Genomic DNA, 18431 nt, shown 5'->3' with positions numbered 1-18431 from the left:
GGCTATCGTCGCCGCTCTGCGCGGGGGGGGCGGCGGTTGGGCTGTGGGCTGCCAGCGCCCACGTCTCGCGGATCCGCCCCGCCGGGGGGGCGCGGGCTTTGGGCCGCGCGCACCCCGACCGACTCCTGACGGCCTTACTGAATGTAGTCGGCGGTCTTGAGAACCTTCTCACGCACATTCTCGGGCAGTGGAATGTAGCCCATGGAATCGGCGATCTTCTGACCTTCCTCGATGCCGTACTCGACCATCTTGCGCAGGGCTGCGGCCTTGTCGTCGTCCTGGTCCTTGTAGAAGAGCATCCAGGTGAAGGTCGCGATCGGATAGGCATCCTCGCCAGCCGGATCCCAGACCCAGGCGATGAGGTTCGGCACATCGCTGTTCGGCAGCGTGCCGTCCGGGAACTCGGCCGAGGCCAGCGCGGCTGCGCCGCTCGCGGGACCCGGTGCGACGAAGCTCCCGGACTTGTTCTCGAGCATGGCCACCTGCTTCCACTTGGTCAGCTTGGCATAGCCGTACTCGACATAGCCGATGGAACCCTCGTTCTGCTGGACCTGAGCGGTGACGCCGTCGTTCTTTGGCGCTGCGACGAAGTTGCCGGCCTTCGGCCAGTTGGGCGCCTTGCCTTGACCGACGGAGGACTTGAAGTCCGCATTGATGTTGGACAGGTGGCCGGTGAAGACGAAGGAGGTACCGGAGGAATCCGAGCGGGTCACGACTGTGATGGTCTTAGCCGGCAGCTCGACGCCTGGGTTGGCGGCGGCGATTCTGGGATCGTTCCACTCGGTGATCTCGCCGGAGAAGATCGCCGGATAGACGTCGCGCGGGAGCTTGAGTGTATCGACACCCTTGAGGTTGTAGATGACGACCACTTCACCCGCGGTCATCGGCAGCAGCACCACGCCTTCCTCGACCTTGGCCATCTCCTCGTCGTTCATGGCGGCGTCGGAGGCGGCGAAATCAACGGTGTGGTTGATCAGGTCCTGGATGCCGGCGCCACTGCCCTTGGATTGGTAGTCGACGCGGATGCCATCGGTGGCCTTGCTGAAGTCTTTGAACCACTTGGCATAGATGGGGAAGGGGAAGCTTGCGCCAGAGCCGTTGAGCTTGACGTCATCGGCAGCGGCGGTGCCGGAGAGCGCAAATACGGAAACGAGACCGGCGGCAACCGCCGATCTGATGAGGGATGCCTTTCGCATACGAGACTCCGATGGGATTAAAGGCCGTTCCGACCCTGCCCTTAGGACAGCGGCCAGCGTTTGAATGCAGCGCTATTTTCGCCGGCGGCTCAGACATCCGTGTTAAGGAACGATGACGATTGCGTGAACATTTGAGGATTGGCTTTTGTCTGTAAGCGGTTGAAATTGAATTGAAGAATCCAGTCAGGGGCTGGCGATTGGGTGCGACGACAAGCGCATCCCGCAGTGGACTGCACCAACCTGGGCATAGAGACCCAATTGAGTTCGCGCCCTGAGTGATGAGCCGAGCCAAGCGTCGTCAGGCGCCCCTGCCGTTCAGGCAATGAGGCTGCCCGCCCCATCCTCTCTCATGCTCGGGCGCTTGCCTTGGCCGCGGTTCGACTCCAGCATGCGCTCGAAACGCTCTGGATCGTTTCGCAGCATGATGAGGTACTCGTCCACCAGACCCTGCCAGCCAGGGCCGCCATGCTCTTTGAGCTTGCTCAGGGCGACCATGAGCAGCTTCGCAGCGGCGCGCAGCTCGCGCTCTTCTCCATCGCCATACCCGGCAATCAGCTCACGGTAGAGAGCTTCGGTTTTCTCCAATGGCGTCATTTGCGTCACCTCAGTGAATCTGATTGATCTTCTTCTGCAGACGGGCGGCTGCCTCGGCCGTGAGCGGGATATAGCCCAGCGAATCAGCGACTTTCTGACCGTCAGTTAAAGCGTAGTGCACCACGTCGCGGATGACCGCCGCCTTGTCGTCTGGGTAGTCCTTGCGCAAGATCAGCCAGGAGAGAGAGAGGATGGGATAGGAGTCGTCGCCCTCGGGATCGGCAATGGCGGATAGGTCCAGATCCGCGCGAAAGGATTCCACGGCTGCGCGGAAGGTCTCGCCGTTCGCCGGAACGTACTCGCCTTTGCTGTTCTGCAAGACCGCCGTCTGCATGTTGGTTAGATGGGCGTAGGCGTGCTGGATGTAGCCGATCGAGCCGGGGATGGCCTTGATGAAGGCAGCCACCCCGCCATTGCCTTGGCCTCGCAGCAAGGCGCCGCGCTCTTGGAGGTCCTTTGGCCAGACCGGATTCATCTGGATGCCGACCTTCTCGCGGAATTCCTGGCTGATCGCGCCCAGATGGCGTGTGGTCACAAAGGTGGTCCCACTCGCATCGCCGCGCGTGACGACGAAGATGGGCATGTTCGGCAACTCCACACCTGGATTCGCCGATGCAATCAGCGGGTCGTTCCAGTGATCGATCTCGCCCAGGAAGATGGCGGCGACCGCGTTGCGGCTGAGCTTGAGCCCATCGACGCCGGGCAGATCATAGGCGATGACGATAGCGCCTGCGGTCATCGGGATTTGAATCACGCCGCCCTCGACCTGCGCGATCTGCTCCAGCGTCATGGGCACGTCGGAGCCAGCGAAGTCGAGCATCCCCTTGATGAAGTTGGCAACGCCACCGCCGCTGCCAATGGCCTGATAGTCGATCTTCACGTTGGGGTGCGCGAGATAGTAGTCACGGAACCAGCGCAGATAGATGGGTGCAGGAAAGCTGGCCCCGGCCCCGACGATCTTGATGGTCTCGGCTGCCCGTGGCGCGAAGCTGAGCGCGGTGAGGGTGAGGGCGACCAGGAGGAGGGAGACTGAGCGGAGGAGCGGTGCAAGGTTCATGTGTCTTCAAGGTCGTTGGGGGTTGACTTGAGAGGAGCTGGATATATGAGAGCACCAGCATGAAGGGCAAAGATTGCGATTCGATGACAATGCGCGAAAGGTGTACTGCCATCGGTCTGGAAGTCGAGGTGGATCGGCGTGCCTGTGCGCCTTGGGCGCCTGGGCGATCGGCACGCCTGTGCAGCTTCAGCGGCGAGCTTATCGAGATGAAGTGGCAACTTGACGAAGCAACAGCTTGGTGACAACAAGGCCGCCAAGCAGCCGAGACAACCCGGAGCAAAGCCGGACCAGCATCCGGGCGATGAGCTAGCGTGGCTCAGCAGGCGATCCATCCAGCTCAGCCCGCCGACGAAACCCGCACCCCGTCGCCGGTCCGGATCCGTCCCTACACCCTGGGCTGCTGGACCAAGCGCGCCATGATATTGAACCCTAGAACGAGCAGGACCAGAACCAGCGACGCGGTCCAGGCCAGTTCGATCTGATTCTCGAAGGGCATCCCGGAGAAGTTGTAGATGAGGATGGAGAGCGAGGCCGTGGGCTCGGCGAGTTCGGAGATGTAGTAGTTGCTGAAGAGGGCGGTGAAGAGCAGCGGGGCGGACTCCCCGGCGGCGCCCGCGATGGCGAGGATAACCCCGGTGAGTATGCCGGGAAGTGCGGTCGGCAAGACGACGCTCCAGACCACCTGCGAGCGGGTGCAGCCCATGCCGTAGGCGGCGTCCTTCATGAGCTGTGGCACCTGTGCCAGTGCCTCTTCGGCCGCAAGGACAACCGTGCGAAGCATGAGCACAGCCAGGGCGATGCCGCCGGCCCATGCCGAATAACCCCAGTGGGCGACGATGATCGCGTAGACGAAAACGCCTGCCATGATGGAGGGGAAGCCGGTGAGAACCTTCGCGAGGAAGCGCGACGTCCGCGCCACTTTGCTGCTGGGGTTGAGAAAACCGAGATAGATCGCGGCGAGCACCCCGATCGGGATGCTGATAGCGCAGGCGATACCCACCATCGCCAGGGTCCCGACAATGGCTGGCCCGATTCCACCCCCAAGCTCGAAGCCCGCTGGCGGGAGGCCGGTCAGAATCTCCATGAAGTCCGCGCTGAACAGCCGGGTGCCACCCTTTTCCAGCAGCAGATAGATCACCGAGACCAAGGGGATGGCCGCAGCGGCCGCCACGATCCAGGTGAGCGACGTCATGATGCCGTTGGTGAGAGTTCGACGCTCCCAGGCTCGCCGGGTGAGATCGAGTTCAGGCCCCATGGCGTCCTGATCAGCCTTTTGATCTCTGTGATCCTTCTCAAGCATTGAAACCTCCCAGACCTTGGAGCTTGTTGCTGCCGAGTGGGGCGCCGCGCGCGCAGCCACCACAGGGAAGCCGATCGAATTGCGCGTGAGACTGCAACCCGCTACTGAGCACCGGGCTTGTGGGGCAGAGGGCTCTCGTCTTCGCGGCGAGTCCTGAGATGGGCAATCTCACCCAGCCCGCTGTTGCTGCGGTGAGCTATTTACCACATGTCCCAGCGTCAGAGCGAGCGCTCGCGGCACGGGATCGGTGGGTGCTCCAAGGCTGCGCCAGCACGCGCTATCGAGCGCGCGCGCCTGCGCTGGAGTCGCCTGGGCGCGGCGGCGCGCGGGACTTCGGCTCAAATCAGTAGCGCTTGGGTACGTGCAGCTCCGGCGGCAGGCTCTCGCGCTCGTAGTCCGGATTGAAGATTCGGTCGGGCAGGCTGATGGACTCGTGAGGCACTTCCTCGTAAGGAATCTGGTCGAGGAGATGGTGGATACAGTTCAGGCGGGCGCGCTTCTTGTCGTTGGCCTCCACGATGAACCAGGGCGCTTCTGCGATGTTGGTCCTCGCCAAGGTCTCCTCCTTTGCCTTGGTATAGGCCTCCCAGCGCACCCGGGACTGGAGATCCATGGGGCTGAGCTTCCACTGCTTGAGTGGGTCGTGAACGCGCATGAGGAAGCGCAGCTGCTGCTCCTCGTCCGTGATGGAGAACCAATACTTGATCAGTCTGATGCCGGAGCGGACCAGCATGCGCTCGAACTCCGGAACGTCTTGGAAGAACTGCTCCACCTGATCCGGACTGGCGAAGCCCATGACCCGCTCGACGCCGGACCTGTTGTACCAGGAGCGATCGAAGAGGACGATCTCGCCGCCTGCGGGAAGATGCGGCACATAGCGCTGAAAATACCACTGCGTGCGCTCGCGCTCGCTGGGCTTGCTCAGCGCAATCACGCGGCAGACACGTGGATTGAGTCGCTGTGTGATGCGCTTGATGACACCGCCCTTGCCGGCCGCGTCACGACCCTCGAAGATGACCGCGATCTTCTCGCCGCTGTGCTCTACCCAGTCCTGTAGCTTGATGAGTTCGGCCTGCAGCGTCAGCAAGCCCTCGAAGTAGGCTCGACGGTCAAGTGTGTCCGGGTGCCTGCGCTTGTAAATCTTGCGCAGCTCCATGGACAGCGCGGGCTCTGAAATCTCCAGCTCGTAGTCCTCATCGAGCGCGTCCTCGAGTTCGGCCCTAAGCCAGTCCATGCCCTCGAATTGTTGATCCTTATCGCTCATACGCATGCTCCGGTTGTGGTGAACCAAGAAGGGGTTGTCATGACCTCGAAATCGCTGAAAGAAACTCGCTTGAAGCTCCGTTCAAAGGCTGCTTTTCCGTCTTAGAAGCTGTCTGGAAACTCCTAGGGAGGCTTCGCCTCAGACCGACGAGTCATGTCATCGGGATCGCTATCGGGGTCGGAATCGCTATCGTCGGTTCGATCCCGATCCCGATCCCGATCCCGATGGCCTTGGATGGTCGGACGCTGCATCTAAATTTGACTCATCTGCGAGCATTTTTCGCCCTCAAGGATCCTAGGGACCTCTACGATGATTTCCAGACAGCCTCTTAAATGCCTCACCCAATGGGTGGCCGACTGGTCTGCCAAAAGACCACCTCAGGCGATTGCCGAAAATCTCATACCAGCTGTCTCGGGTTGATGATCTTGATCGGCGTCTGACCTGGCATCGACCGGACCTTACCGCCGCTTGGCACAATCGGCATTTCGGCTTTCCGACGACCTGCGTGCGTCTTCTCTCACCCTTGAGCTAAAATCCGGCATCCCTAGCCTTCGTAGCCTGGTTGCCCCCAAGTCGTCACGAGCGCAAACGGCCTGCAGACTGGCTGGATGGATGGATGTGCTTCAGGCTGAAACCTGATGAGTACACCGGCTCCCAGGTGTCGCGATGAACCGAGTTTCCTCAACGCTTGCTCCTCATGCCGCTGGCTTGGGCGCAGCAATTGGAGGGCGACCAGTCCCTGGTATGGAATTCCCCCAGGCCGTCAAACAGAGCACGCCGCTAAAGGTCTTGTTGCCGCTGCGCAGCAAGCCTTTGGAGCGCGAGTACAGGTGCGTCGCTGAGGTCTTTATCGTCGACACCAGCGCGGGCCTGGGTGTGGTCTGGCTGGAGCCCTACTGGCCGATTCAGTCCGACCAGCGCGTCTGCCAGATCTGCTACGCCGAGCCGGTGGAAAAGGATACAAAGAGCTGGATCGACAACAACCCCAAGTTCGGGCCCTTTTGCATCGCCTACCAGAAGCCTTTCTACATCGAGCGGCTCACGTCCGACTCGCACCTGTGGCGGCCCTTCCAGGACTGGCAGGCCTGGCGCCACGCCAGACGCGGCAAGTGTCTGCGCAGCTTAGCCTGGCAACGTATCGAGGCCGACTTGGGCTCGATACAGCCACGGCGCATCGTCTAGCTGACGATTGCTGCCTTGATCGAAGCGCCCGGATCAGGGCTCTACCTTGGAGCCGGAATCAGGCTGTCGTCAGCCGCCGGGCAGGGCGCACCTTAGCGAGCACCTGTTACAGAAGATCGAGCGCCTGGTCGTCGAGGCCCTGTAGCGAGTCGGATTCCTGCGTTGTGAGGGCAGGGCAGCCTTTCATAGAGAGCCGCCACCGGAACCTCTGCCCGAGCGGTACGACTTTCATTCAGGCCCCCGATGGGATCTTGGCGTTGACCAAGGGCGCGATTGGTCGACAGCTTTGTGCCGCAGAGGACGCTCGCGGTTGGGGCGCGATGATCTGCGAGCGCTTGCTGAGTCGCGCAGCCTCCGCTCCCTGCGGGCCGCCAAGTTGGCGCGGTGCTCGAGACGCAGCCATCTTGATCCTCCCGTGCGGGCCAGTCCTCAGGGAGCGGCGACGAAGCTCCCACCGCCTCCAAGGCCGCGATCCGCGCGCGCAGCTGCGCGTTGGCTTCCTGATAGGCGCTGATCTGCTGGCGGTAGAAGACCGGGGCTTGGCTGTCGACCCCGATCCGCCACTGCGCCAGGCCACTCGACTGATCGTCGTGCCCCACTAGCGGAAACTCACCCATGGCAGCTCACCGGAAGGACTCGGCCAAATGCGGACTTTAGTCACAGAAAAAGTCGTGGCCAACTGCTAGCGTCAAGTAGGTTTGCACATTGGCCAAGTGACACACCGATGCCCAGCCGAGTTTGGTCCCAAAATGGCCACAAATAATTTTCGGAGACCTGTTAGTGAAAGCTTTAGCTCGCATTCTATTTTCTATGATCGCAGTGCTTGTAATCGCGGCACCGCTCAACGTATGCGCCGAGGATGACTACGAGGAAGTAGAGGTAGACATAAAGCCTTACGACCTTATTACTGTATCCTCTGACTTATTAAGGCGTTATAATAATGAAAAACTGAGCAGAATATTTTTCAACAATGACTGGAATCCGAGTGAAACTTATACTACTCTTGCTGAAGTAGCAACTGCCTACCAAACATCCCTTGACGACTTAAGAGCTGGCAACGCAAAGTTAACGCTGCATTTCACGAGTAACAGCGTGATCAGCGAACTTGGCAGCGTGGATATTTCTGCATTAGAAACCCTTTTCAATGCGGGCGCATTAATTAGCATCAATACCAGCGACGGTACAGTGCTCCGCGATATTCTTGGGATGGGTGAGAGCATTATTTTGTTCAATGCTTATGCGCCTGAAGACTCGTGGCACTACCTCCTATACCGTGGTGAGGAGCTGCTTCTACCTACAAATAACCTATCTTTTCAAGAGCTCATGGAAGCCTCGATTGATTGGACGGCAGAGATTGATGTCGATATAGAAGAGATGGGTGCCGTTTTAAAGGAACGTGCGGCAAGTGAAAGCGCATGGATTCTAATTCAACAAGAAGACATCCGCGACAGGCTTGATTCTGGCAATGAAGGTCGCTGGAGTATTGAAATCTTTAAGCTTGAAAAACCACCACTAAATGATAAAAAAGACTGGTATCGCTTTGATTTTATATTGACATCAAGACCGGAGTTTAAAAAGTGCAAAGAATATGGGCCACTTTATGAATGCGGATGGTATACTGTCAGCACTGACTTCAACGTTAAACTTAACGATGCAACATTATACAAACATATTCCCCAGCCGAGCAACCAAGAGCATACCCAAACCATCTCAATCGGAATCGGGTCTGGAGGGGTTAATGCCTCATACTCGAAGACTTACAGTTACACGGATGTAACGATCGACACTCTTGGAACAAGTCAAGTCGATAATCGCGTGGTATGGCATTCCAAATTTAAAAAACCAGATTTTTTCTGGCTTCCTAGTGTAACGTTTGTCAGAACTACAAATGAATCCTATGACTGGGAGCCATCAATGGTCGCATCAGTTCCAAAATGCGAAGGTCTTGAATGCGTTAAGCCGAAAATCTGTATAACAGCAGAAATCGCTTACAAAAAACTATATGGCAAACGCGAACCTCTTTCTGGATATAGGTTCGACTTCAGTAGTCAGAGGTTCTTAAGCGAAAAATGTTACATTTTCGGCGACGATGGATTGCATAATGATTTTTAGTGGCCCGTGCCATGGTCCGATGCAAAACATTGATCCTCGTGTAGATAATCGTTATAGCGCACATAATCGGTTTCATAAACCTATTGGGCTTATCGTAGAAGGAGGCGGGCCTCTCGTCGAGGGCGGCGCACCAACTCCCAGAATTCCTTAACTCCCCAGGGAGTCGGTTCAGGCGCTTGCGCTCATCGAGGCTGTCGCGAATGTCAGTCGCACGGCTGGCCCTGAGCGCAGCGCGTCCTCGCTTGCGCGGGCCGATCAGTGGATGCGCGTGGGTTAGCCGCTCGGCGCTCATCCATCGCGCCAACATCTCGGCGTTCTCGACCGTCTTCGCGGAGACTGCGGCGATGCTGTCGAGGGCATTGCGGAGGTTTTCGGCCGTGATCTCCCACGGCTCTTTGGGCAAGCAGCAGGTCGCGAGGCAGCGCGTCGGACGCGCCACGTTGTTGGCCGCGTGTCCTGGGGTCTTCTTCTCGGCAACCAGATGCTTGACGATCAGAGCACGCACCAGGTCTTGCCAACCGCGGGGCAGGGCGGTCGCATCCATGGACACCTCGCCGCGATCGGCTCGGCGGCGATTGATCTCGGCGAGGGTCTTGGCGTCCGTGCCCAAGCTCGACAGGTAGAGCTTGGTGCCCGGTACGCCAGCGATAGCGCTCAGGTTCCAGCGTTCGGCCGACGCCACCGCGCCGGTGCCGGAGAGGATCTGGTCTCAGGCGAGCCCGGCGTTGTCGGCGACCTTGTGGTAGTCAGCGATGCCGACGATCGGATAGCCGTTCGGCGCGTCCATGACCTGCTTGTCCGGATCCAGCCGCGCGTGCTCGGACGTCGCGATCGAGCGGCGCTTCATCTCCGCGTCGAGCTTGCGGAATACCGGGCTCTGACCGAGGGCCTGATTGACGATCTCGGCCTGCGCCGGGCTATTCTCGATGTAAGCGTTCGCCGTCTTGATGTCCTCGTGGGTCAGGAATTCGGCAATCGTCAGCCGGTTGGCACCGATGTCGGCGAGGCGCTGCGCAGCGGTGTGGCGCATGTCGTGCCGACCAGGAGATCGCGCGCTGTCTGGGATAGCGCCGCGTTGGCACGCGCCATGGCCATCTCCAGCAAGGAACGCCTCAAGCGCACTGGTCACCGCATCGATGTCCAGCGTGACCAGGAGGCGATCAAGCACATCGGCGCCGTGCGTCGCTTCGACGTGGGCGTAAAAGGCGTCGATCCCGGCGAGCGCCCGCCGACAGCGACGCTGCACTGCAGTGCAGCGGGAACAAGGGGGGCTCGGAGAGTGACGACTGACAAGTCAGTTTGGTGCCCGATTCGGGCAATCTTCAGGCTGCGCAGCACCAGTCCTGAAACGTCTGGATATGCGTATAATGTATAAGTGGTCTGGCCCATGCCTACGACAACCTGTCAATTCCCAGATGAGTTGAATGTATATCAACGTATCCGATGAATCCAGGGTGCCGGACAAAAAGACCGCGATATGATCCGACAGACGGCAAAAATTGCTCTCTATCGGGAACCTCGATCATGTCACTCGGTGAAAACGTTCGACGCTTGCGCCATGAAAAGGGATGGACTCAAGACCAGCTCGCAGAGCGCGCAGGGATGCGTCTACAGCAGATCTCGCGCATCGAGAAAGACGACGGAGACCCCAGACTATCGACGCTCTACAAGCTGACCCAGGGGCTGGAGTGCTCGCCGAATAGCTTGCTCCTGGAGCCACAAACGGACGGCCGCGAACGCGAGCCTTTGCTCTACATCCTGATGGATCGACTCGGCGAACTCACCGCCAAGCAGCAATCCGACCTAGTACCGGTCCTAGACCGCTACTGCAACGCGTGCGACATGGAGAACGCCATGTCGAAAACCCGGCGAATGTTCACCGGAGAAGAGTAGGGTACCGATGGCACCTGACCCTCGGCCCTTGGTGCACGCATCCCCCGAATGACTGGCAGCTCGGTGCGGCAGAGCCGCACGTATCGAGCGCCAGGAGTCGCTCGGTGCGGCAGAGCCGCACGTATAAGCGCGGGGCTTCGCCACCGCGCCACCAAGCGCCAACCCATCGCAACCGGAAACCGGATGCTTGCCCTCTCCCGTTCCGTGACGCTCTCAGAGCCCGCGCGCCGCGCGCGCAGTCTCCGCAAGCTCCGACAGGCGCGCGCGGCTCACAGGCCCTGAGAAAGCCACATGGACAGGAAGGCGCCGAAGCGCAACGGGAAACCGTTAGAAGAGGGACGGGCTCGGAAGCGCCGAGCGACCCAAGAGGCCGTGCAAGAGCCCTCGGCCTTCCCTGACCCTCGAAGAGTGGCAGAGTGCAAGAGACGTTGGCGCGTGGCCCCGTCATCCCTGACGGGCCAGGAGGGGCGGCCCGTCGTGATCCGGCAGCTAAGAGCGATGCCGACGACAACACTTATCCGCACCCGCGCCCGTGCCGCTCCAGGATTGCGAGGAGGGGGGGCTTTCAGGCGGAGAGGGGGCTTGGGCTCAGCTTCGGACGAGAAGACCATCCATGGCCTGTACTCGGCTGACAGATCACCCGAGCGGCCTCAGTAGCAAACCTGGACCCCTCGGTTGACTCCAACCGAGTACAGGATTGATGGCCCTCCAGGAGCCCCTTGTCCGTTTTACTGTGACACATCAACGAGGAAGCTCAGTGAGAAGACATCCGAAGCTCGCCAGCAAGATTGAAAGCAGCAGAGGCGACCAAGATCAGAAGAACAACAAGCGACCCGAACCGCTCGGGAGCTTGGACCAATAGAGCAGGTGCCCCGCACTCGCAAACGCCCGCGACAACAGAAAAACCATCACTGAGCGACCGACTACGCCGCCGATACACGACACGCCCACACTCGACGCACTCAAGTTCTAAGCTTTCATCCATAAGTTTTAGACCAACGCTTAAACCCCATTTGCGAAGGAACCCCCGCCGACATCAGTCTATTCATATTCAGACCAAGCAATTTGGCCAGCTTCTCGCCACGCTCACCCTCCTGGCGCAACCACTCAAACCAGTTTGCCCAGCCACGTCGATCCGACACCCGTGGCACTATGTGCAGGTGCTACATGCTCCTGCACATGCAGGACCGCCAACGCCTCACCCATGCGCCGACCCCTTGGCGCGCGTCAGATCGAGCTGCGCACGCAACGCGCGGCCGCAGACCCGTAACCGTTCGCACTCATCCTTAAGCGCCTGGAGTTCCACGCGCAGCTTCGCGTTGCTCTCCTGGTAAGCCGAGACCTGCTGACGATAGAAGACCAAGGCGAAGAACTCGCCCGGAGGGATGCCGCCGCGCTGGTAGCCTGGCGGGAAGAGGTAGCCGTTATGCATCTCCCAGCCATCCCAGCCGGACCACGGCACGAAGCCGGCGAGGATGGCGAGCAGACGCACGGCCGTGGGATCCGGATTCCCGCTGGAGAGCCAACGCCGATAGGTCCTTGGGGACACCAGGCAGGCCTTGGCTGCTTGTTCTGTCGTGAACCGGCAGGCGCGCTGAAGTGCGCGCAACGTGCTGGGATCGGCCGCGAACCCTTGGGCAAGCAGCTCGGAATCTAGGCATTCATCCCAGGAATCCGCGCAGCAATGGGAAGCGGTCACTTTGACCGCAGGGTCAGCCGCCGTGGACCCGTCAGATTCAGCCCCAGGCCGTGCCGACGCTGGGCTCAGCTCCTCCTGAGTCGCCTCGTTGATTGCGCATAATGTATATTATGTAAAGTCATGCATTCAGCCCTAGAATGGCTGACCAGGGCTGGCATCCGGCGAAGTCGTTAAAAAGCTGTAGCGACCGCAGACCCTGGCGCTTCGAGACTTCGTTCGTTTCCTCGCCGCAGAGGCCCGCACTCTTTTCGTTCCCGCATCGGGTCGAGCCTCCGTCAATCAGTGCAAAGGCACCAGGGCGCCGGTTGTTATCAACCGCTACCAAACCCATGCACAAGCTCCACGACGGCTGAACACCGATGACCTTTCCCTCCCGTCGTGCTAAACCAAGTCTACGGCGCGCAATTTGCTGATTGCGATTCGTCGGGGCCGTCTCCAACAGTCACCTTGCGGGTTCGCCCGCGCTTTCTGGAATCAAGGGACCGCACCCCGCCGACACCCAACGAGGAAAAGACCATGAGCGCGTCAGCTGTTGCGGACAAACAGAAAATACCAATCGCCGTCTATGGCGCCATGGCGGCGAATGGAGTGATCGCGGTCGCCAAGGGCGTCGCGGCTCTCTACACCGGCAGCTCGGCGATGTTTTCGGAGTGCATCCATTCGCTGGTGGACACTGCTAACGAGGGGTTGCTCCTCCTCGGCATGAAAAACGCCACGCGCAAGCCAGACCAGGCGCATCCCTTCGGATATGGCAAGGAACTCTACTTCTGGAGTCTCATCGTCGCCGTCGCGCTCTTCGGCATCGGCGGCGGGCTGACCTTCTTCGAGGGTGTGACCCACGTCACCGGTCATGCCCCGGAGGGGCGCGGCAATGTCATCTGGAACTATGCGGTGATCGGGATCGCGCTGATCGCCGAGGGCATCTCCTGGACAATCGCGCTCAGGGAATTCCTGCCCTCGGTCAAGGACAAGCGCCTCTGGCGGGCGCTACGCGCCGCCAAGGATCCGACCACGGTCACCGTGATCTTTGAGGACTCCGCCGCGCTGCTGGGTCTGCTATTCGCCCTGATCGGTGTCTATCTCACTGAGATAACGGGCAATGCGGTGTGGGATGGCATTGCCTCCATGATGATTGGCGTGACCCTGTCCAGCGTCGCGCTACTCCTCGCTTACGAGAGCCGCAGCTTGTTGATCGGCGAAGCGGCGGATCCACAGGTGACCGAGAGTATTCGCCAGATCGCCCGCGAGGACGCGGACGTGGTCGAGGCCGGTCGTCCGCTGACCATGCATTTTGGCCCCGATGACGTGCTTCTCAATCTAGATGTCCGGTTCCGCTCCGGCCTGTCGTCGGAGACGATCATGGGCGTGGTGGACCGGCTGGAGCGCGGCATCCGGGAACGCCATCCGGAGATCAAGCGCATCTTCATTGAGGCCGAGTCATTGCGTCGGGACCAGGACCGGGCAACCGCGCAATCAGGGTGAATCGAGGCTGCATCCTCGAGGCGATGTTCCGAAACCAACACCCATTTGACCCAACACTCATTTGCACGCAGGAGCAATCATGGAATACACCAACCTAGGCAGCAGTGATTTGAACGTCTCCCGAATCGGACTAGGCACCTGGGCCATAGGCGGCTGGATGTGGGGCGGCACGGACGAGGAGACCTCAATCGAAACCATCCGCCATGCCGTCGAGCTCGGCGTGACCTTGATCGACACGGCGCCGGTCTATGGCATGGGCCGCTCCGAGGAGATCCTCGGCAAGGCTATCGCTCGCCACGGACTGCGCGAGCAGGTGGTGCTGGCGACCAAATGCGCGCTGAACTGGTCCGACGACGAGACCAAGGTCTGGCGCGAGGCGACGCGTGCGCGCATCGAGCGCGAGGTTGAGGACTCGCTGCGCCGCCTAGGCACCGACCGCATCGACCTCTATCAGATCCATTGGCCGGACCCGAAAACGCCGATGGAGGAAACCGCGCGCGCCATGGACGACCTCTTCCGAGCGGGCAAGATCCGCGCGATTGGCGTCTCGAATTTCTCTCCGGAGCAGATGGACGCCTTCCGCGCGGTCGCCCCACTGCACGCGAATCAACCGCCCTACAACCTCTTCGAGCGCGAGGCGGGCGATGCCGTGCTGCCCTATTGTGCGCGCCACGGCATCGGCACCCTGACCTATGGCGCCCTCTGCCGCGGACTGCTCAGCGGGCATATGACGCGCGAGCGGCAATTCGACGGCGACGATCTGCGCCGGAGCGATCCGAAATTTCAGCAGCCGCGCTTCGATCAGTACCTGGCGGCGGTCGCGGCGCTCGACCGTTTCGCCCGGGAGCACTACGACAAGGACGTCATGGCGCTGGCCCTGCGCTGGCTACTCGACCAGCCCGGCCACAGCGTCGCCCTCTGGGGCGGACGTCGGCCCGATCAGATGGACCCGGTCAACATCATCGACGGCTGGAGCCTCGACCGCGAGGCGCTCCACAGCATCGAGCAGATTGTTCGAGCGCATGTGACGGATCCCGTGGGACCGGAATTCATGTCGCCACCGACCCGCTGATGCGGTTCTGTTTGGGCCGGGTGTCTGGTAGCGAGGTTCAGCATGCACAAAGGCGAGGTTCCGCACGGATGGATTCCGATGATCGGATACCGGCTCTTGGTTGTCGGTTTGATTTCAGGCTGGCTCCTGATCGCCGCTTCACCGCGAGCGGACGAGTTGACCGACTTGCTGACTGGAAAGCAGGAAGAGGCGGCAACAGCGAGCGAACAGGTGATCTCCGCGGGCACCTCCGAGAAGGACGACGCGAAAATCCGTAAGCGGCTGCAGGTCATTTACGCGGAGATCCAGGGATTGAAAGGGTTGTCGGTCAGGGTTTCCGGCGGAATCGTGTTCCTGAGTGGCGAAGTCGAATCGGCCGCGACGGAGACAATGGCGCTGGCGTTTGCCCGTAAAGTCGAAGGCGTCGTGAAGGTCGAGAACACCATCAGCGTCAACCGTGAGCTGCAACCACGGCTGCGGGCGATGTGGGCCAAGATCGTCAGGCTCGCCCAGCAGGTCTTGGTCGGCTTGCCGCTGTTTCTGCTCGCACTCGTCATCCTTGCGCTGTTTTGGATCACCGGTCGATGGCTGGCGGCCCGTCAGGGGGTGTTTCGACGCATCGCGCCAAATCACTTCATCGCCCACTTGCTCGGACAGCTCACGCATGTGTCCTTTGTGATCGCGGGGCTGGTGATGGCGCTGAGTCTGCTCGATGCAACCGCGTTGCTGGGCACCATCCTTGGCGCGGCCGGGATCATCGGCTTAGCGGTCGGCTTCGCGGTGCGCGACACCGTCGAAAATTATATCGCCAGTATCCTGCTGAGCTTGCGCAACCCCTTCGAGGTCAGCGATTTCGTCGATATCGACGGTCATCAAGGCAGCGTGATCAAGCTGACCTCGCGTGCAACGATCCTGCTGTCTCCGGATGGCAACCACGTTCGCATTCCGAACGCGACAGTGTTCAAGGCCGTGATCGTCAACTACACCCGCAATCGGGAGCGCCGCTTCGAATTCGATGTGGGTGTCGACACGGATCAAGAGCTGCCCGCGGCGCAATCGCTGGCCTTGAACACACTGCTGGCGGTGACGGGCGTGCTACAGGATCCAAAACCGCTCGTCGTCGTACAATCGCTGGGCGATTCCAATGTGATTTTGCGCTGTTATGCGTGGATCGATCAGCTGCAGGTCGACTTCCTCAAAGTCCGCAGCGAGGCGATCCGCGCGGTGAAATCCGCCTTCGACCGTGCCGGTATCGTGATGCCGGAGCCGGTCTACAAGGTACGGCTGTTCGACGCCGGCTCGGTCACCGCGGCGAACGCAGATCGTGACGCCGGGGTATGCGCCGAGCGCCGGCCGGAGGTGCGACGCACTGCCGACGCTGTCGATCCCGTCGCCACCGGGGACGTGTCCGTGGACCACACGATCGAGGACAAGGTCAAGGCCAGCGGAGCCAACGACGCCGCGGACAATTTGTTGAGCGCGGACGCCGCCCGCGAACTATAAAGACTGCAGAGCAGAACCGGCGATTTTCCCAGGACACTTTTTTCTCATCAGTCTGTTTTTCTCAGAACCCTTTTTCTCAGAGCCCTCTTTCTCAGAGCCCTATGAGGATCCAGAGATCGACATGCACGACAGGCGAATGACGTCAGCGCCGGCTGACTGGTCCGGTCTGCAGGATGTAGATCAATGCAGATCATCACGGCATGACCCTTGACCACCCACCCTCCCCGCCTCAACCTGCGTCGACCGAATAGCGGCGTCCTATTTCACAACCGACAGAGGAGTTGCATACGATGTACGGATTTTCCACAACACTGAAGATTCCCTTCGATGAGGCCGTCGGCCGCGTCACCGCAGCCCTGAAGGGCGAGGGTTTCGGCGTCCTGAGCGACATCGACGTCCAGGCCACGCTGAAGGCAAAACTGGGCGTCGAGAAGCGGCCCTACCGCATCCTCGGTGCCTGCAATCCTCCGCTGGCCAATCGGGCACTGGAGGCGGAGCCCGACATCGGGCTGCTGCTGCCCTGCAATGTGGTCGTGCGCGAAGAGGCCGACGGCACCATCGTTGTCGCCTTCATGGATCCTGAGTCAGTTCTGCAACTGGTGGGCAGGCCCGAGGTCGCCGAACTCGCCTCGGAGGTCAAGGGACGGATGGAACGGGTCCGTGACGCCCTTGCGCCTGCTTGAGGTGACTTGACCCATCAGCCCCAACCGCCCGCCCCGCGAAGGAGCCCGCGCGAGGGGCCGGGCGACCAGACCGATGATCCAACCAGCCGAGGAGGCCGAGATGAGACAGGCTCCAGCAATGACTCATCCCTGGAGCGCGCCAGTGAGCACCCCTTGGCCGAGGCCATCGTGCGGGGGGCTGAAGACAAGGACCTCAAGCTTGCCGAGACCGAGACCTTCGAGTCCGGCACCGGCAAGGGGCGTCAGCGGCCTCGTCGCGGGCCGCCGCATGGCCATCGGCACCAGTCGCTATCTCGCTTCGATCGGGATCGAGCCCGGCACGCTGGAGGCCGAGTCGCAGCGCGCCGAGGGCCGGACGGTCATGCTTGTCGCCATCGCCATCGCCATCGCCATCGCCATGGGCGCCGGAGCCGACGTCGCCATGGAGAGCGCGGGTGTCACCCTGGTCAAGGGCGATCTGCGCGGCATCCTGGGCGCCCGACGGCTGAGCCGCGCGGTCATGCGCAACATCCGCCAGAATCTGTTCTTCGCCTTCGTCTACAACGCCATCGGCGTGCCCATCGCGGCCGCTGTGCCCTATCCCGTCTTTGGTCTGCTGCTCTCGCCGATCATTGCCGCGGCCGCGATGAGCTTCAGCTCTGTCTCGGTCATCACGAACGCACTGCGGCTGCGCTCAATCGACGTGTAACCAGGGGGCTATCGGCGGATGGAGCAGCTTTCAGTCGTGCTCGAAAAGTCCCTCCGCACGCATCAGCTCAACGCCATAGTCGATATCGACAGCGAACGAGATGTTGGTGTCGCGCGCCGGGCGTCGCTCCCAATCGGCGCTGCCGCGAACGACCTCGGCCGGCTCGAAGCGACCGCTGACGATGCCGACGATGTGGCCGTCACTGACGTGAATCAGCGGACCTCCGGTATCGCCGTCCTGCACCATGGTGTCGAACAGAATGAGCTGCGTGTCGTTCGGGGAACGGATCTTGGCGGACGCGAAGCTGCCGACGCTGAGCGCCGTATGCAATTGCTCGTGCCCGAAGGCGTAGCCGAGGCTCATGAGCGAGGCGCCGGGCCGCACATTGGCGCCACTGCCCAGGAAATCGTCTGGAACTCCGATCGCGATCTCCTGCTCCATCTTGAGCAGCGCCACGTCGTGCGCGATGTCCTGCTGGACGATCGAGACCGGGATGGCCGCGACCCGATCGAAGGTCATGGGCTGATACTCGCCGCCGCTCGCGGTCGCAACGACCAGCAGCCCCTCGGGTTTGGAGACCAGATGAGCGGCGGTCAGCAGGTAACCACTTCCATGGACGAGAAACGCGGTTCCGAGAAAGCCCACGGCTCCCTCGGTGTCGCGGACCAGCATGAGACAGCCTCCGCGAAATTTCTGGCTAGTGCCTTGCAGCATTTGGATTGCTCCT

The 18431-nt window shown here is 60.9% G+C and carries 17 protein-coding genes; 8 read left to right on the top strand and 9 right to left on the bottom strand.

Annotation, left to right across the window (positions count from 1 at the left end):
• Nucleotides 1–134: 134 nt before the first annotated feature.
• The 5 genes from pstS (G3480_RS04195) to ppk2 all read right to left on the bottom strand — a co-directional run bounded on the left by pstS (G3480_RS04195) (nucleotide 135) and on the right by ppk2 (nucleotide 5411).
• Nucleotides 135–1196, bottom strand: a complete 1062-nt coding sequence (gene pstS, locus G3480_RS04195) for a phosphate ABC transporter substrate-binding protein PstS (RefSeq protein WP_164652418.1) — start codon at nucleotides 1194–1196, stop codon at nucleotides 135–137.
• Between the two features lie 315 nt (nucleotides 1197–1511).
• Complete coding sequence (locus G3480_RS04190) at nucleotides 1512–1790, bottom strand: hypothetical protein (protein ID WP_164652417.1); 279 nt, start codon at nucleotides 1788–1790, stop codon at nucleotides 1512–1514.
• Nucleotides 1791–1800: 10 nt separating this feature from the next.
• Entirely contained in the window at nucleotides 1801–2847 is a 1047-nt protein-coding gene (gene pstS, locus G3480_RS04185; protein WP_164652416.1) for a phosphate ABC transporter substrate-binding protein PstS, read from the bottom strand.
• Nucleotides 2848–3232: 385 nt separating this feature from the next.
• Nucleotides 3233–4147, bottom strand: a complete 915-nt coding sequence (gene pstA / locus G3480_RS04180; RefSeq protein WP_240905577.1) for a phosphate ABC transporter permease PstA — start codon at nucleotides 4145–4147, stop codon at nucleotides 3233–3235.
• Between the two features lie 343 nt (nucleotides 4148–4490).
• The gene (gene ppk2 / locus G3480_RS04175; RefSeq protein ID WP_164652415.1) at nucleotides 4491–5411 is read right to left on the bottom strand and encodes a polyphosphate kinase 2; all 921 of its coding nucleotides are present in this window, start codon (nucleotides 5409–5411) and stop codon (nucleotides 4491–4493) included.
• Nucleotides 5412–6155: 744 nt separating this feature from the next.
• Here ppk2 and G3480_RS04170 point away from each other — a divergent pair.
• Together G3480_RS04170 and G3480_RS04165 are read left to right on the top strand one after the other, a co-directional pair.
• Complete coding sequence (locus G3480_RS04170; protein ID WP_164652414.1) at nucleotides 6156–6593, top strand: hypothetical protein; 438 nt, start codon at nucleotides 6156–6158, stop codon at nucleotides 6591–6593.
• A 780-nt stretch (nucleotides 6594–7373) separates the two neighbouring features.
• A complete protein-coding gene (locus G3480_RS04165; protein WP_164652413.1) occupies nucleotides 7374–8705 on the top strand; it encodes a hypothetical protein in 1332 nt (443 codons plus the stop codon).
• Here G3480_RS04165 and G3480_RS04160 read toward each other — a convergent pair.
• Together G3480_RS04160 and G3480_RS04155 are read right to left on the bottom strand one after the other, a co-directional pair.
• On the bottom strand, nucleotides 8635–9387 hold the full coding sequence (locus tag G3480_RS04160; protein ID WP_164652412.1) for a hypothetical protein: 753 nt from the start codon (nucleotides 9385–9387) through the stop codon (nucleotides 8635–8637). The genes G3480_RS04165 and G3480_RS04160 overlap by 71 nt on opposite strands.
• Nucleotides 9388–9414: 27 nt before the next feature.
• Nucleotides 9415–9951, bottom strand: a complete 537-nt coding sequence (locus G3480_RS04155; RefSeq protein WP_164652411.1) for a site-specific integrase — start codon at nucleotides 9949–9951, stop codon at nucleotides 9415–9417.
• A gap of 278 nt (nucleotides 9952–10229) precedes the next feature.
• On the opposite strand from G3480_RS04155, the gene G3480_RS04150 reads away from it, so the two are divergent.
• A complete protein-coding gene (locus G3480_RS04150; RefSeq protein ID WP_164652410.1) occupies nucleotides 10230–10598 on the top strand; it encodes a helix-turn-helix domain-containing protein in 369 nt (122 codons plus the stop codon).
• Between the two features lie 1198 nt (nucleotides 10599–11796).
• On the opposite strand, the gene G3480_RS04145 is transcribed toward G3480_RS04150, so the two are convergent.
• Entirely contained in the window at nucleotides 11797–12207 is a 411-nt protein-coding gene (locus G3480_RS04145; RefSeq protein ID WP_164652409.1) for a hypothetical protein, read from the bottom strand.
• Nucleotides 12208–12813: 606 nt separating this feature from the next.
• Here G3480_RS04145 and G3480_RS04140 point away from each other — a divergent pair.
• The 5 genes from G3480_RS04140 to G3480_RS04120 all read left to right on the top strand — a co-directional run bounded on the left by G3480_RS04140 (nucleotide 12814) and on the right by G3480_RS04120 (nucleotide 17704).
• Nucleotides 12814–13779 carry a cation diffusion facilitator family transporter gene (locus tag G3480_RS04140; protein ID WP_164652408.1) on the top strand — a complete coding sequence of 322 codons (966 nt, stop codon included), beginning with the start codon at nucleotides 12814–12816 and terminating at the stop codon, nucleotides 13777–13779.
• Nucleotides 13780–13858: 79 nt separating this feature from the next.
• A complete protein-coding gene (locus tag G3480_RS04135; protein WP_164652407.1) occupies nucleotides 13859–14851 on the top strand; it encodes an aldo/keto reductase in 993 nt (330 codons plus the stop codon).
• Nucleotides 14852–14893: 42 nt separating this feature from the next.
• Nucleotides 14894–16333 carry a mechanosensitive ion channel family protein gene (locus tag G3480_RS04130; protein ID WP_164652406.1) on the top strand — a complete coding sequence of 480 codons (1440 nt, stop codon included), beginning with the start codon at nucleotides 14894–14896 and terminating at the stop codon, nucleotides 16331–16333.
• A 290-nt stretch (nucleotides 16334–16623) separates the two neighbouring features.
• On the top strand, nucleotides 16624–17016 hold the full coding sequence (locus tag G3480_RS04125) for a DUF302 domain-containing protein (RefSeq protein ID WP_164652405.1): 393 nt from the start codon (nucleotides 16624–16626) through the stop codon (nucleotides 17014–17016).
• A 199-nt stretch (nucleotides 17017–17215) separates the two neighbouring features.
• On the top strand, nucleotides 17216–17704 hold the full coding sequence (locus G3480_RS04120; protein ID WP_206171485.1) for a hypothetical protein: 489 nt from the start codon (nucleotides 17216–17218) through the stop codon (nucleotides 17702–17704).
• A 30-nt stretch (nucleotides 17705–17734) separates the two neighbouring features.
• Here the strand turns inward: G3480_RS04120 and G3480_RS04115 are convergent, their stop codons facing one another.
• The gene (locus G3480_RS04115) at nucleotides 17735–18418 is read right to left on the bottom strand and encodes a S1 family peptidase (protein ID WP_164652404.1); all 684 of its coding nucleotides are present in this window, start codon (nucleotides 18416–18418) and stop codon (nucleotides 17735–17737) included.
• Nucleotides 18419–18431: the final 13 nt, after the last annotated feature.

The sequence above is a fragment of the Thiorhodococcus mannitoliphagus genome, from assembly GCF_010915725.1.
GTDB classification, from domain to species: domain Bacteria; phylum Pseudomonadota; class Gammaproteobacteria; order Chromatiales; family Chromatiaceae; genus Thiorhodococcus; species Thiorhodococcus mannitoliphagus.
Note: the sequence above shows the minus strand (reverse complement) of the source record. Positions and strands in the feature narration are given on the sequence as shown.